At 38.1% G+C, this 15,294-nt stretch carries 12 protein-coding genes; all 12 read left to right on the top strand.

Translation table 11 applies throughout. The features are described 5' to 3' along the window. Positions 1-5 precede the first annotated feature (5 nt). The gene (gene rpoC, locus FS486_RS15605) at positions 6-3,608 is read left to right on the top strand and encodes a DNA-directed RNA polymerase subunit beta' (RefSeq protein WP_144512658.1); all 3,603 of its coding nucleotides are present in this window, start codon (positions 6-8) and stop codon (positions 3,606-3,608) included. Between the two features lie 214 nt (positions 3,609-3,822). Next, complete coding sequence (locus tag FS486_RS15610; RefSeq protein WP_144512660.1) at positions 3,823-4,071, top strand: ribosomal L7Ae/L30e/S12e/Gadd45 family protein; 249 nt, start codon at positions 3,823-3,825, stop codon at positions 4,069-4,071. 97 nt (positions 4,072-4,168) lie between these two features. Continuing rightward, entirely contained in the window at positions 4,169-4,588 is a 420-nt protein-coding gene (rpsL, locus tag FS486_RS15615; protein WP_093274835.1) for a 30S ribosomal protein S12, read from the top strand. Between the two features lie 41 nt (positions 4,589-4,629). Next, complete coding sequence (rpsG, locus tag FS486_RS15620) at positions 4,630-5,100, top strand: 30S ribosomal protein S7 (RefSeq protein WP_142538182.1); 471 nt, start codon at positions 4,630-4,632, stop codon at positions 5,098-5,100. Between the two features lie 50 nt (positions 5,101-5,150). Beyond that, positions 5,151-7,229 carry an elongation factor G gene (gene fusA / locus FS486_RS15625; protein WP_144512662.1) on the top strand — a complete coding sequence of 693 codons (2,079 nt, stop codon included), beginning with the start codon at positions 5,151-5,153 and terminating at the stop codon, positions 7,227-7,229. Positions 7,230-7,346: 117 nt separating this feature from the next. Continuing rightward, positions 7,347-8,534, top strand: coding sequence for an elongation factor Tu (tuf, locus tag FS486_RS15630; protein WP_144512664.1), 1,188 nt, complete (start codon positions 7,347-7,349; stop codon positions 8,532-8,534). Between the two features lie 95 nt (positions 8,535-8,629). After that, positions 8,630-9,319: a response regulator transcription factor gene (locus tag FS486_RS15635; protein WP_144512666.1), complete on the top strand. Its 690-nt coding sequence runs from the start codon at positions 8,630-8,632 to the stop codon at positions 9,317-9,319. Between the two features lie 6 nt (positions 9,320-9,325). Next, positions 9,326-10,327: a sensor histidine kinase gene (locus FS486_RS15640; RefSeq protein WP_144512668.1), complete on the top strand. Its 1,002-nt coding sequence runs from the start codon at positions 9,326-9,328 to the stop codon at positions 10,325-10,327. Between the two features lie 99 nt (positions 10,328-10,426). Next, complete coding sequence (locus FS486_RS15645) at positions 10,427-11,188, top strand: ABC transporter ATP-binding protein (protein WP_144512669.1); 762 nt, start codon at positions 10,427-10,429, stop codon at positions 11,186-11,188. Continuing rightward, a complete protein-coding gene (locus tag FS486_RS15650; protein WP_144512671.1) occupies positions 11,178-13,166 on the top strand; it encodes an FtsX-like permease family protein in 1,989 nt (662 codons plus the stop codon). The genes FS486_RS15645 and FS486_RS15650 overlap by 11 nt, the downstream gene beginning before the upstream one ends. A gap of 115 nt (positions 13,167-13,281) precedes the next feature. Continuing rightward, positions 13,282-14,598, top strand: a complete 1,317-nt coding sequence (locus tag FS486_RS15655; protein ID WP_144512673.1) for a Na+/H+ antiporter family protein — start codon at positions 13,282-13,284, stop codon at positions 14,596-14,598. A gap of 354 nt (positions 14,599-14,952) precedes the next feature. After that, on the top strand, positions 14,953-15,261 hold the full coding sequence (gene rpsJ / locus FS486_RS15660; RefSeq protein ID WP_093274779.1) for a 30S ribosomal protein S10: 309 nt from the start codon (positions 14,953-14,955) through the stop codon (positions 15,259-15,261). Positions 15,262-15,294: the final 33 nt, after the last annotated feature.

Below are 15,294 nucleotides of genomic sequence, written 5' to 3' on the forward strand. Positions count from 1 at the left end.
GCTCCTTGATAGACGTTAATAATTTTGAGTATATGAAAATTGGTTTGGCTTCACCTGATAAAATCCGTTCATGGTCTTATGGGGAAGTAAAAAAGCCTGAAACGATTAACTATCGTACATTAAAACCTGAAAAAGATGGTTTATTCTGTGAACGTATTTTTGGTCCTACAAAAGACTGGGAATGTCACTGTGGTAAATACAAACGTGTTCGTTACAAAGGCGTAGTATGTGATCGATGTGGAGTAGAAGTAACACGTGCAAAAGTACGTCGTGAACGCATGGGGCATATCGAGTTAGCTGCACCGGTTTCGCATATTTGGTATTTCAAAGGTATTCCAAGTCGTATGGGTCTAATCTTGGATATGTCTCCAAGATCACTGGAAGAAGTAATCTATTTTGCTTCTTATGTAGTAATCGAACCTGCAGATACACCGCTTGAAAAGAAACAGTTGCTTTCTGAAAAAGAATATCGTGCATACCGTGACAAGTTTGGAGCAAAATTCCAGGCTGCTATGGGTGCAGAAGCAATTAAACGTCTACTTTCTGAAATAGATTTGGAAAGCGAAACGGAACATTTGAAAGAAGAGTTGAAAACAGCTCAAGGTCAACGCCGTACACGTGCGATTAAACGTTTGGAAGTAGTAGAATCTTTCCGTAACTCTGGAAACAGACCAGATTGGATGATTTTAGATGTGCTTCCGGTTATCCCACCGGAATTACGTCCAATGGTTCAATTAGATGGTGGACGATTCGCTACATCTGACTTAAACGATTTATATCGTCGTGTTATTAACCGTAACAATCGTTTAAAACGTTTATTGGATCTTGGTGCTCCTAGCATCATTGTACAAAATGAAAAACGTATGTTACAAGAAGCAGTAGATGCTCTGATTGACAATGGTCGTCGTGGCCGTCCTGTAACAGGACCAGGTAACCGTCCATTGAAGTCACTTTCGCATATGCTAAAAGGGAAACAAGGTCGTTTCCGTCAAAACTTACTTGGTAAACGTGTAGACTATTCCGGTCGTTCGGTTATCGTAGTAGGACCAAACTTGAAAATGTATCAATGTGGACTTCCAAAAGAAATGGCGATTGAACTATTCAAACCATTTGTGATGAAAGAACTAGTTGAACGCGGTTTAGCGCATAACATTAAGAGTGCCAAGCGTAAAATTGAACGCATGCATACAGAAGTTTGGGATGTATTAGAAGATGTTATTAAGGAGCATCCGGTTTTACTAAACCGCGCACCTACTCTTCACCGTCTAGGTATTCAAGCATTCGAACCAACATTAGTAGAAGGTCGTGCAATACGTCTTCACCCATTAGTATGTACAGCTTATAATGCTGACTTTGATGGTGACCAAATGGCTGTTCACGTTCCCCTATCTGCAGAAGCGCAAGCGGAAGCACGTTTACTAATGCTTGCAGCACAAAACATTCTAAACCCGAAAGACGGAAAACCAGTTGTTACACCTTCTCAAGATATGGTTTTAGGAAACTATTACTTAACACTTGAGCGTAAGGGAGCAACAGGTGAAGGTTCAACGTTCTACGGTCCGGAAGAAGTGCTAATTGCTTATAATACTGGTCACGTACATCTGCATACTCGTATCGCGATTGATGCATCGTCACTAAATAACCAAACATTTACGGAAGAGCAAAACAACATGTTATTGCTAACGACTGTTGGTAAAGTGATTTTCAATGAAATATTACCGGCAACATTCCCGTATATAAATGAACCTACGGATTTCAACCTACAAATTGAAACTCCTGAAAAGTATTTTGTTTCTACAACGACAGACGTGAAGAAACATATTGAATCTATGGATCTTGTACAGCCGTTCAAGAAAAAAATCCTTGGTAATATCATTGCGGAAGTATTTAAGAATTTCCACATCACGGAAACATCTAAAATGCTTGACCGTATGAAAGCACTTGGATTTAAGTATTCTACTAAAGCGGGTATTACAATCGGTATTTCTGATATCGTCGTACTTCCTGATAAAGGTGAAATTCTTGAAGATGCACAAGGCAAAGTAGATAAAGTAATGAAGCAATTCCGTCGTGGTTTAATTACAGAAGAAGAGCGTTATGCTAGCGTAATTGGACATTGGAGTAAAGCAAAAGAAATTATTCAAGATAGACTGATGAAAACTCTTGATAATATGAACCCTATCTTCATGATGAGTGACTCCGGTGCCCGTGGTAACGCGTCCAACTTTACTCAGCTTGCTGGTATGCGTGGACTTATGGCCAACCCGGCTGGTCGAATCATCGAACTTCCGATCAAGTCATCATTCCGTGAAGGGTTAACAGTTCTTGAGTACTTCATCTCTACACATGGTGCTCGTAAAGGTCTTGCCGATACTGCACTTAAAACAGCCGATTCAGGTTACTTAACTCGTCGTCTAGTTGACGTTGCACAAGATGTAATCGTTCGTGAGGATGATTGTGGAACAGACCGTGGTTTACTAATTGGTTCACTTATGGAAGGTACGGAAGTTATTGAAGAGTTTGGTGAACGTATTGTCGGACGCCATACGAAGAAAACAATTTTCCATCCTACTACAAATGAAGTGATTTTAGAAAGAGACGGACTAATTACACAAGACGTTGCCCGTTTAATCGAAGAAGCAGGAATTGAAGAGTTAACGATTCGATCTGCATTCACTTGTAATACAAAACATGGTGTGTGTAAAAAATGTTACGGTCTAAACTTAGCTACTGGTGATACAGTCGAGGTAGGAGAAGCGGTTGGTATCATTGCTGCACAATCTATCGGGGAACCAGGTACACAGTTAACGATGCGTACATTCCATACTGGTGGGGTTGCTGGAGATGACATTACACAAGGTCTTCCACGTATCCAAGAGATTTTTGAGGCCCGTAATCCAAAAGGTCAGGCAGTAATCTCTGAAATTTCAGGAACAGTTACTGAAATTGATGAGATTAGAGAAGGCCAAAAAGAAATTACAATTCAAGGTAATGTAGAAACACGTAAATATCTGGCTCCATATAATGCACGTTTAAAAGTTCAAGTAAATGATGCAATTCAACGTGGACAGGTATTAACGGAAGGTTCTGTAGATCCAAAAGAATTGTTAAAAGTAAAAGACGTTTCTACAGTGCAAGAGTACTTATTAAAAGAAGTACAAAAAGTTTATCGTATGCAAGGGGTAGAAATTGGGGATAAACACATCGAGGTAATGGTACGCCAAATGCTTCGTAAAATCCGTGTTATTGAAGCTGGTGAGACGGAATTACTTCCAGGCTCACTACTTGATATCCATCAATTTGCTGAAGCGAATAAAGATGCAGTGCTACAAGGTAAAATACCTGCAACTTGTCGCCCGGTTATCCTTGGTATTACAAAAGCTTCACTTGAAACAGAATCGTTCTTATCTGCTGCATCATTCCAAGAAACGACTCGTGTCTTAACAGACGCAGCGATAAAAGGAAAACGCGATGAATTACTAGGATTGAAAGAAAATGTAATTATCGGTAAGTTAGTTCCTGCTGGTACAGGAATGCAACGTTATCGTCAAATTCAAATTTCACCTAATGAAGCGGATGCAGAAAAAGAAGCAGTAAGTGCAGAATAAAAAATAATTTGTTGGGGAGATCTAATGCTTAATCCAGCGGTGTATTTAACTCCACTGGATTAAGCTGAAATTCCGAAGGAAAGTAAATACACCAAAGTGGATTTAATAGATTTCTCCCCAATTTTTTTAGGTTTAGTGTTGACACTTTTTTCAAGGAATGATAATATACTTAAGGTTGATAGTTATCGGACTTGTAGCTTTGGAGGATATGAAAATGTCTTATGAAAAAGTGAAACAAGCGAAAAAAACAATCATTGGTACAAAGCAAGCAGTAAAAGCAATGAATAAACAGCTTGTCAAAGAAGTTTATATTGCACTTGATGTGGATGAAAAAATCATTGAACTAGCACGTTTAACAGCACAAGAAAACAATGTTTTAATTCACTATGTTGAGTCTAAAGTAGAACTTGGTAAAGCTTGTGGATTGCGCATAAGCGCATCGGTAGTAGCTATTACTGTGTAACAGTTTTTGTGTAAAGCACAAAGACTTTGTTTTTACCCAAAAAATGAACCACCTGGATGTGTGGTATTAACAAGATTAAATGAAGGGAGGAATATCGATGCCTACAGTTAACCAATTGGTCCGTAAGCCTCGTCAATCCAAAAGCACGAAATCAAAATCACCAGCGTTAGGAAAAGGCTATAACAGCTTTAAAAAATCAGCTACGAATCTAAACTCACCTCAAAAGCGTGGGGTTTGTACTCGTGTTGGTACTATGACGCCGAAAAAACCAAACTCAGCACTTCGTAAATATGCGCGTGTACGTCTAACAAATACGTTAGAGGTTAATGCTTATATTCCAGGTGAAGGTCACAACCTTCAAGAACACAGTGTTGTTCTTCTTCGCGGTGGACGTGTAAAAGACTTACCAGGGGTACGTTATCATATCGTACGTGGTGCTCTTGATACTGCTGCAGTTAATGGTCGTATGCAAAGCCGTTCACTTTACGGTGCTAAACGCCCGAAAGAAAAAAAATAATTTAATTTATAATTTGACATTCGTCGAAAGGAGGAAAACACATGCCTCGTAAAGGTCCTGTTTCCAAACGTGACGTGTTACCAGATCCAATTTATAATTCGAAACTAGTAACTCGTTTAATCAATAAAATGATGGTTGATGGTAAAAGAGGTACTTCTCAAAAAATCCTATACGGAGCGTTTGATCTTGTAAAAGAACGTTCTGGTAAAGATGCATTAGAAGTATTTGAAGCTGCATTAAACAATGTAATGCCAGTTCTTGAAGTTCGCGCTCGTCGTGTTGGTGGTGCAAACTACCAAGTACCGGTTGAAGTACGTCCTGATCGCCGTTCAACTTTAGGTCTTCGCTACTTAGTAAACTATTCACGCCTTCGTGGAGAAAAAACGATGGAAGAACGTTTAGCTAACGAAATTCTTGACGCATCTAACAACACTGGTGCTTCAGTTAAGAAACGTGAAGATATGCACAAAATGGCGGAAGCTAACAAAGCATTCGCACACTATCGTTGGTAAGATTTACTTAAAATCATACTCTAATCCGAAATTGGAAGGAGAAATACAATATGGCTAGAGAGTTCTCCTTAGAAAAAACACGTAATATCGGGATCATGGCACACATTGATGCTGGTAAAACGACTACTACGGAGCGTATTCTATACTACACTGGTAAGATTCACAAGATTGGGGAAACTCATGAAGGTGCATCTCAAATGGACTGGATGGAGCAAGAGCAAGAACGTGGTATTACAATCACTTCTGCTGCGACAACAGCTTCTTGGGACAATCACCGTGTAAATATCATCGATACACCTGGACACGTAGACTTCACTGTTGAAGTTGAACGTTCACTTCGTGTACTTGATGGTGCGGTTACAGTACTAGATGCACAATCTGGTGTTGAACCACAAACTGAAACAGTATGGCGCCAAGCTACAACTTATGGCGTACCACGTATTGTATTCGTTAACAAAATGGATAAAACGGGAGCTGACTTCCTATATTCTGTAGGAACACTTCACGACCGTTTACAAGCAAATGCTCATCCAATTCAGTTACCAATTGGTTCTGAAGATCAGTTTAGCGGAATTATTGACTTAGTAACGATGAAAGCTACTATGTACGGTAATGACTTAGGAACTGATATCCAAGAAGTAGAAATTCCTGAAGAATACAAAGCTCAAGCAGAAGAATACCGTGAAAAGTTAGTAGAAGCGGTAGCTGAACTTGACGAAGATTTGATGGAAAAATATCTTGGTGGAGAAGAAATTACGAACGAGGAATTAGTTTCAGGTATCCGTAAAGGTACCCTAAACGTAGAATTCTATCCAGTAGTATGTGGTACTGCATTTAAAAACAAAGGTGTTCAAAAAGTTCTTGACGCAGTTGTTGCATACCTTCCATCACCACTTGATATTGCTGCTATGAAAGGGATCGATCCAGATTCTGAAGAAGAAGTTGAACGTCACTCAGATGACTCAGAGCCATTCTCTGCTCTAGCATTTAAAGTAATGACGGACCCTTATGTTGGTAAGTTAACATTCTTCCGTGTATATTCTGGTACCCTACAAGCGGGTTCATATGTACAAAACTCTACAAAAGGTAAGCGTGAACGTGTAGGACGTATTCTACAAATGCATGCTAACTCGCGTGAAGAGATCTCTCAAGTTTACTCTGGAGACATCGCTGCTGCTGTAGGTTTAAAAGATACAACTACTGGTGATACACTATGTGATGAAAAAGCTCTAGTAATTCTAGAATCTATGGAATTCCCAGAACCAGTTATCTCACTTTCTGTTGAACCAAAAACAAAAGCTGACCAAGATAAAATGGGTCAAGCTTTACAAAAACTTTCTGAAGAAGATCCAACATTCCGCGTGCACACTGACCAAGAAACTGGCCAAGTAATCATCGCAGGTATGGGTGAACTTCACCTTGATATCCTTGTTGACCGTATGCGTCGCGAGTTTAAAGTAGAAGCTAACGTAGGTGCTCCACAAGTATCTTATCGTGAAACTTTCCGTAACTCTGCACAAGTTGAAGGTAAATTTGTTCGCCAATCTGGTGGACGTGGTCAATTTGGACATGTTTGGATTGAATTCTCTCCAAACGAAGAAGGAAAAGGTTTTGAATTTGAAAATGCTATCGTTGGTGGGGTAGTACCACGTGAATACATTCCAGCTGTTGAAGCAGGTCTTCGTGACTCACTTGACAATGGGGTACTTGCTGGATTCCCATTAATTGATATTAAAGCTAAATTATTCGACGGATCTTACCATGATGTTGACTCGAATGAGATGGCATTTAAAATTGCTGCATCTATGGCATTGAAAAATGCTGTATCTAAAGTAAACCCAGTGCTTCTTGAGCCAATCATGAAAGTAGAAGTTGTTATTCCTGAAGAATATTTAGGAGACATCATGGGTGATATCACGTCTCGTCGTGGTCGCGTTGAAGGTATGGACGCTCGTGGTAATGCACAAGTTGTACGTGCAATGGTTCCACTTGCTGAAATGTTCGGATATGCAACGTCTTTACGTTCTAATACGCAAGGACGCGGAGTATTCTCTATGGTGTTCGATCACTATGAAGATGTTCCAAAATCGATTTCAGAAGAAATCATTAAAAAACATAAAGGTGAATAATTGATATTTCACCATTATTCAGTTATAACTATTCTATAGTGTATAAAAGATAGGGGGACGTACGCCCCTTAGCTTTTATCATAAAAAATCAAACAATTACTGAGGAGGCAATCTCTAATGGCTAAAGAAAAATTTGACCGTTCAAAAACACATGCTAATATTGGTACAATCGGACACGTTGACCATGGTAAAACAACTTTAACTGCTGCTATCGCTACAGTTCTTTCTAAAAAAATGGGTGGTACAGCTAAATCATATGCTGATATCGACAACGCACCAGAAGAAAAAGAACGCGGTATCACAATCAATACTTCACACGTTGAGTATGAAACTGAAACTCGTCACTACGCACACGTAGACTGCCCAGGACATGCTGACTATGTTAAAAACATGATCACAGGTGCAGCTCAAATGGACGGCGGTATCTTAGTAGTATCTGCTGCTGATGGCCCAATGCCACAAACTCGTGAGCATATCCTTCTTTCACGTCAAGTAGGTGTTCCTTACCTAGTTGTATTCATGAACAAATGTGATATGGTTGATGACGAAGAACTTCTTGAATTAGTTGAAATGGAAATTCGTGACCTTCTTTCTGAATACGAATTCCCAGGTGACGACATTCCTGTAATTAAAGGTTCTGCTCTTAAAGCTCTTGAAGGCCAACCAGAGTGGGAAGAAAAAATCGTTGAATTAATGGACGCTGTAGATAGCTATATCCCAACTCCAGAACGTCAAACTGACAAACCATTCATGATGCCAGTTGAGGATGTATTCTCAATCACTGGTCGTGGTACAGTTGCAACTGGACGCGTTGAACGTGGACAAGTTAAAATTGGTGACGTTGTAGACATCATCGGTATCGTTGAAGAACCAAAATCAACAACTGTAACAGGTGTTGAAATGTTCCGTAAACTTCTTGACTATGCTGAAGCTGGTGACAACATCGGTGCTCTTCTTCGTGGGGTTGCTCGTGAAGAAATTCAACGTGGACAAGTATTAGCTAAACCAGGCTCAATCACTCCACACACAGACTTCAAAGCTGAAGTTTATGTTCTTTCAAAAGAAGAAGGTGGACGTCATACTCCATTCTTCACTAACTACCGCCCACAGTTCTACTTCCGTACAACTGACGTAACAGGCGTTTGTAACTTACCAGAAGGCGTAGAAATGGTTATGCCTGGAGACAACATCGAAATGACTGTTTCTCTAATCTCACCTATCGCTCTAGAAGAAGGTACTAAATTCTCTATCCGTGAGGGTGGACGTACTGTAGGCGCTGGTGTAGTTGCTACTATCACTAAGTAATTTATAATTTAAAAGCTAGAATCCATCTCGTGACGACGAGATGGATTTTTTTGTGTTTAAAAATAGTGTAGACTGATAGTAAGAGGTGATAGCTGTTGAATACACAAATCTTATTGATTGAAGATGATCAACTAATATTTGAAATGATTAAAGAGCGATTTATCCAGTGGTCTTTTGATGTAATTCGGCCAGACGACTTTCAAAAATTAATGGCTGTTTTTATTGAGCAAAAACCGCATCTCGTAATTATCGATATACAGTTGCCGTTCTATGATGGTTTCCATTGGTGTAGAGAAATTCGCCATATTTCTAAAGTGCCGATTATTTTCCTGTCTTCCAGAGATCACCCGGTGGACATGATTATGGCTATGCAAATGGGGGCAGACGATTTTATACAAAAGCCATTTAATATGGATGTCCTACTTGCTAAGGTGCAAGCGTTATTAAGGCGGACGTATGATTATCAGGAAGAGAATCTGGATGTTAGTAATTGGAATGGAGCAATCATAGACTTTGCAAAAAGTGAAGTAAGAAAACAGGATAGAACAATTGAACTAACGAAAAATGAACTTTTTATATTACGCATCTTATTAAAGTCTTTGGATGTTATCGTCTCTCGTGATGAGTTAATGCGGGAGCTTTGGGATGACGAACGATTTGTAAATGATAATACGTTATCTGTCAATGTGAATAGATTGCGGTTGAAGCTTGAGGAGATTGGTTTAAAAGAAGTCATCCTAACCAAAAAAGGATTAGGTTACATGGCAATTACGAAAGAGGTGTAAAGTTATTTGTTCATTTTGTATATAAAGGAAAGAAAAGTATGGATTCTCTTTTTTCTAGGTTTGCAAATTTGGTTGAACATCATATTAACTTTAGATATCGCTTTCCTTGACGTTGCTATTCTCTATATTAATCTTGTGTATATTGTAGCTTTACTAATATTTATTTGGTGGAGATATAAGAAAGAGACAAGGTATTATAAGGAGTTAGAAGAAAGTTCAACCTTTGACTCTCTTCCAAAAGGTGAATCTGGCTTTGAAAAGAAAATTACTAGTATAATGGAAGATTTAATATTAGTAAATAACGAGGAATTGAATCAATTGAAAGTAGAGCATTTAGAAGAAAATGACCGGATTTTATCATGGATTCATGAAGTGAAGACTCCATTGACGGGTATGAAACTCATTATTGATGCTGTAAAGGAATATCCATTGCAGAAGAAACTAGAGGTTGAGTGGCTCAGAATTCATTTGTTGTTGGATCAGCAGCTTCATCATACAAGATTACCTTCTTTGGAGAAGGATTATATAGTGGAGTCTGTTAAACTTCAAAAATTAATACATAAAGAAATCAAAGAATTACAAGCATGGTGCATGCAAAAAGGAATTGGTTTTGAAATTGACCTCCTACAAGAGGAAGTGCTGATCGATCAAAAATGGCTTGCATTTATCCTTCGTCAGCTGTTAACGAATGCAGTTAAGTACAGCGATGTAAATAAAGAAATTCACATTTTTTCTGGAAAGGATGAAGAGGGCCATACAATTTTAACTGTAAAAGACTTTGGGAGTGGAATAACGAAGGCAGACATACCGCGTATATTTGAAAAGTCCTTTACTGGAACAAGTGGAAGAAATACCGTTGCTTCTACTGGAATGGGGCTATATCTAACGAAAAAAGCAGCTGATAAATTGGGGATACGAATATTAGTAGAATCTGAAATCGAAGAAGGTTCTACGTTCACATTACAATTTCCTTTAAAAAATGAAATGAGTAAAATAGCTAGTAGATGACAAAATTGTCATCTACTTTATTTGTTTGTCATGTAAATCGAACGATTAAAAGGATAAAAAGTTTTACACTAGAGGTAATACGATGTAGGAGGTAAATACATGACTATTTTGAGTGGACGTAAAATAAAAAAAGTTTATGGAAAAAAATCAACGGCGCAAGAAGTATTAAAAGGTATAGATATGGAAGTACAAGAGGGAGAATTTGTTGGCATAATGGGTCCTTCTGGATCTGGAAAGACAACGTTACTAAATGTACTTGCTTCAATTGATAAAGCAACTGAGGGTGTCATTGAAATTAATGGACACAATTTACGGACAATGAAAGAGCGGGAGTTATCCAATTTCCGTCGAGAACAATTAGGCTTTATATTTCAAGACTACAATCTTTTAGATACACTAACGGTGAAGGAGAACATACTGTTGCCACTTTCTATAAGCAATATTTCCAAAAAAGAGGCGGAATCACGTTTCAAAGATCTTACTAAAACGTTAGGTATTGATGATCTCGCAAATAAATATCCAAATGAGATATCTGGGGGACAAAAACAAAGGACATCGGCCGCCCGTGCATTGATTAGTAATCCCACTGTAGTGTTTGCCGATGAGCCAACAGGAGCTTTAGATTCTAAAGCAGCTACTGCTCTGCTCAGTAATCTAGAGAAGATTAATCTTAATAAAAAAGTAACGATTATGATGGTTACGCATGATGCTGTTGCAGCAAGCTTCTGTTCACGCGTTTTATTTTTAAAGGATGGTCAATTATATACGGAACTGTATAAAGGTGAGAAAGATCGGATGCGATTTTATCAAGAAATTATGAGTACGCAGAGTGTACTTGGTGGTGATGGCTATGACGCTTAGTCAATTGGTTTTCCGAAGCATGAAGAAAAATATTAAGCATTATTATTTATATTTCTTTGCACTTATATTTAGTGTAACTCTTTACTTCTCTTTTGTTACTTTGCAATACAATCCAAGCGTAGTAGATGTATCACAGGGGGTAAAGGTTGCAGCTGGTTTAAAGGCTGCCTCGTATATATTATTATTTGTTGTAGTGTTTTTTGTCCTTTATGCCAATTTGTTGTTTATGAAAAGAAGAAGTAAAGAGATTGGGCTCTATCAGCTAATAGGCATGTCGAAAGGTCTTGTGACAAGATTATTAGTCCTAGAGAATTCGATTCTATGGATCAGTGCACTTGCGATAGGTGTTGGGCTTGGCTTTTTAACCTCTAGAGTTTTTGCAATGGTTTTACTACGAATTTTAGAAAAGGATGTGCTCGTTCAGTTAATATTTTCGGTTAAGGCGCTACAAATGACGGTTTTCGTATTTCTAGTGTTATTGATAGTAGTATTGATCCAAACAGCGATTGGTATTAGACGGGTTTCATTGCTTGCATTGTTTACTGCCAATGCAACAGCCGACGTAAAAGTGAAACGATTTAATGGAGTTCAAATGTTTCTTGGCTTTATAGGTCTTTTATTAATCGGTTATGGGTACTATTTGTCTACTACCTTGTTCGAACTTTATAATGATAATCCAAATATGCTTTTTTATAAAATGCTTGCTATTTTAGGCGCAACAATCGGAGGAACGTTTTTTGTTTTTCGTTTTTCAGTAGCATTCATATTGAACTTGATTCGAAAACAGAAAAGAGGACATTTATCTATACAGGATGTATTATCCTTATCACCAATTATGCATCGAATGAAATCAAATGCTATGTCGTTAACAACAATTACGGTTATCTCTGCAACTGCTTTGGGAATTCTTTGTTTGTCGTATATCTCCTATTATTCAGCAGGTGCATCGGCAAAACAGAGCATACCGTTTGATTATATTCTCATGAATGGCCAAGGCGAGGCGTTTATAGATCAGTTAAACAAGAAAAAAATTGAATACACACAAACAGATATCGAATTATTGAATGTAGAGGTCGATACGTCGGAGATATATACTAATGACATACCGACGGGATTAAGTATGGTAACTAAAGGACCAATGATCGTTACAAAGCTAAGTGATATGCAAAAGCTAATGCCAGAGCTCTCTTTAAAGGCTGGAGAAGGGTATATTACAGGATATAGCAGTATGATGTCCGAAATAGTGAAAGTGGAAAAAAGTAAGCCAGTACAGCTAACAACTTCCAACGGTGAAGAATCTATAACAATTAAAGAAATCAAATCAGATTCATTGCTCGCCTATTATGTTACGGGGGCCGGTATGTCGATTGTCGTAACAGATGATCAATTTGAAAAACTTGTGGAAGATTCTATGATCAGCCAGCAAACTATATGGAAAAAACAAGTTGGTATTGATTTGGAAAATAGTACGCAGCTAAAAGAGACGCAAGCGATATATGAAGAAACAACGAATAATGGTCATTTTGAAGTGTCTAAAGATAACGGTTCAATTGACAGTGTGAACATGGACTCGCAAGAAGCGTATAGATTGTCGTTGCTAGATATGTTTGGACTAGTGATCTTTGTGACTGGTTTCTTAGGCTTAGCATTTTTAATGACTACAGGTAGCATCCTATACTTTAAACAAATGACGGAAGCAGAGGAAGAGAGAGCTTCCTATACGGTGCTTAGGAAAATTGGTTTTACTACTAATGAGTTGATGAAAGGAATTTATAAAAAACAGTTATATAACTTTGGAGTTCCATTAGTTATTGGATTAGCACATAGTTACTTTGCTGTTAAATCAGGGTGGATGCTATTTGGTACGGAATTAGTAGCACCATTACTAATTACGATGAGTATTTATGTGATTTTATATTCTACTTTTGCATTTTTATCAATTGGGTACTATCGAAAAGTTGTAAATGAATCATTATAAGAAAGTTGGGTCTCCTTGTTTTGAAAACAAGGAGGCTTTTTCCATTGACATTTCGCTCAAGAAGAATTAAACTTTCACATATTAGTAATCTAGTGTGTGAAAGTGAGGTTTTTTTATGAATGCAGTATTAGTTGCAGTTTGTGTGATGTTAATTTTGAGTTTACTACGTATTAATGTTGTATTCTCGTTAATAATAGGTGCTCTCGTAGGAGGGCTTACGGCAGGTTTATCCGTTGCCGAAACGATTGATGCATTTACAGATGGGTTAGGTGCGGGAGCAACCATAGCGCTAAGTTATGGATTACTAGGAGGATTTGCTGTTGCAATTTCTAAAACAGGAATACCGGACTTATTAGTAATAGCAATTTTAAAGCTGGTAAAAAGAAAAGGGGATTCAACTAATACAGGGTTTGTAAAAGCGCTAGTCTTCTTGTTGTTGTTATTGATGGCTGTGTTTTCACAGAACTTAATCCCCATTCATATTGCATTTATACCTTTGTTAGTACCGCCAATCTTAAAAGTGTTGAATATGTTGCGAGTAGACCGAAGATTGATTGCCTGTATTTTAGCGTTTGGTTTAATAACTCCATATATGTTCCTTCCCTATGGGTTTGGTGCGATTTATCAAGATATCGTTGCTACTCAGATGGGGCTATCTGGTCTAGAGGTATCATTAAGTGATATTCCTAAAGCAATGGCTTTTCCTGCATTGGGAATGGTATTTGGATTGATGTCAGCCTTTGTTTTATACCGTAAGCCACGAAATTATAAACAAGAGGAAGTAGAAATAAGTGAATTAGAAGTAGAAGTAAAAAGAAGAAGTATCCTCTTTACTATTATTTCTTTATTAGCGGCACTACTTGTTCAAGTGAGTACAGACTCGATGATTGCGGGTGCGCTTGCTGGTATCGTAGTTCTTTATGTTAGTGGGGCACTAAAAAGGAAAGAAGCAGATGTGTTATTAACGGAAGGAATGCGCATGATGGCTTTTGTTGGATTCGTTATGATTACAGCAAATGGCTTTGCGTCAGTTATCAATGCAACAGGACATGTCGAGAGCTTGGTCGAAGCTTCTTCTAAGCTGTTGGCAGGTAATGTGAGTATAGCAGTATTAATCATGCTTGTTATTGGTTTAGTTGTAACGATGGGAATAGGATCTTCTTTTGCAACTATTCCTATTATTGCTGCTATCTTTGTACCACTTGCAATGGAACTTGGGCTAAGTCCTTTAGCAACGATTGCTTTAATAGGGACTGCAGGAGCTTTAGGTGATGCTGGTTCACCAGCTTCCGACTCGACACTTGGACCTACTGCAGGATTGAATGTAGATGGCCAGCATAATCATATTTGGGATACTTGTGTCCCAACTTTTCTTTGTTACAACATTCCGCTCGTCTTCTTTGGGTGGATAGCGATTGTATTTATACTATAACTCGTAGAAGGATATCTCTATAGAAGAGATGTCCTTCTTTCATTAAATAGAAGGAAGGCCATCTTCCACAAATTTCATTAACCTTATCAGTTGCCATTCTCCCAAGAATTTTATATACTAAACAACGGCTTAGAAAAACATATATATAATAGAAAAGTAGTGCTGTTAAAACATTTTAAAAGAATTTCGCTAAAACACTTGCGGAATCTTTTTTTATTGTATATAATGTTGTAGTTGGTCTTTGACTGCGATGAAGCGAGAGGTTACCGACACACCCGGCCGCTTTGCCATGGCGAGTGATCGGAAAATTTTCGTGGAGAATGTCTAGAAAATAGGCGAGAAGGAGGGAAAATAATGGCAAAACAAAAAATTCGTATCCGTTTGAAAGCGTATGATCACAGAATTCTTGATCAATCTGCTGAGAAAATTGTGGAAACTGCTAAACGTTCAGGTGCAAGTGTATCAGGTCCGATTCCACTTCCAACTGAGAAGTCGACGTACACAATTCTTCGTGCTGTTCACAAGTACAAAGATTCTCGTGAACAATTCGAAATGCGTACGCATAAACGTCTGATCGATATCGTTAACCCAACACCACAAACTGTTGACGCGTTAATGAAGCTTGACTTACCATCTGGCGTTGATATTGAAATCAAACTTTAATGGTAAAAAAATAAAACAACAAATTATTATAGG

This window comes from Bacillus sp. FJAT-22090, assembly GCF_007676755.1.
Lineage (GTDB): Bacteria > Bacillota > Bacilli > Bacillales_A > Planococcaceae > Psychrobacillus.

Bases quoted from the DNA above. Each gene is read 5' to 3' on its own strand.
- FS486_RS15610 (WP_144512660.1), top strand. From the start codon at position 3,823: ATGTCTTATGAAAAAGTGAAACAAGCGAAAAAAACAATCATTGGTACA.
- rpsG (WP_142538182.1), top strand. From the start codon at position 4,630: ATGCCTCGTAAAGGTCCTGTTTCCAAACGTGACGTGTTACCAGATCCA.
- rpsL (WP_093274835.1), top strand. From the start codon at position 4,169: ATGCCTACAGTTAACCAATTGGTCCGTAAGCCTCGTCAATCCAAAAGC.
- tuf (WP_144512664.1), top strand. From the start codon at position 7,347: ATGGCTAAAGAAAAATTTGACCGTTCAAAAACACATGCTAATATTGGT.
- FS486_RS15655 (WP_144512673.1), top strand. From the start codon at position 13,282: ATGAATGCAGTATTAGTTGCAGTTTGTGTGATGTTAATTTTGAGTTTA.
- rpsJ (WP_093274779.1), top strand. From the start codon at position 14,953: ATGGCAAAACAAAAAATTCGTATCCGTTTGAAAGCGTATGATCACAGA.
- FS486_RS15650 (WP_144512671.1), top strand. From the start codon at position 11,178: ATGACGCTTAGTCAATTGGTTTTCCGAAGCATGAAGAAAAATATTAAG.
- fusA (WP_144512662.1), top strand. From the start codon at position 5,151: ATGGCTAGAGAGTTCTCCTTAGAAAAAACACGTAATATCGGGATCATG.
- FS486_RS15645 (WP_144512669.1), top strand. From the start codon at position 10,427: ATGACTATTTTGAGTGGACGTAAAATAAAAAAAGTTTATGGAAAAAAA.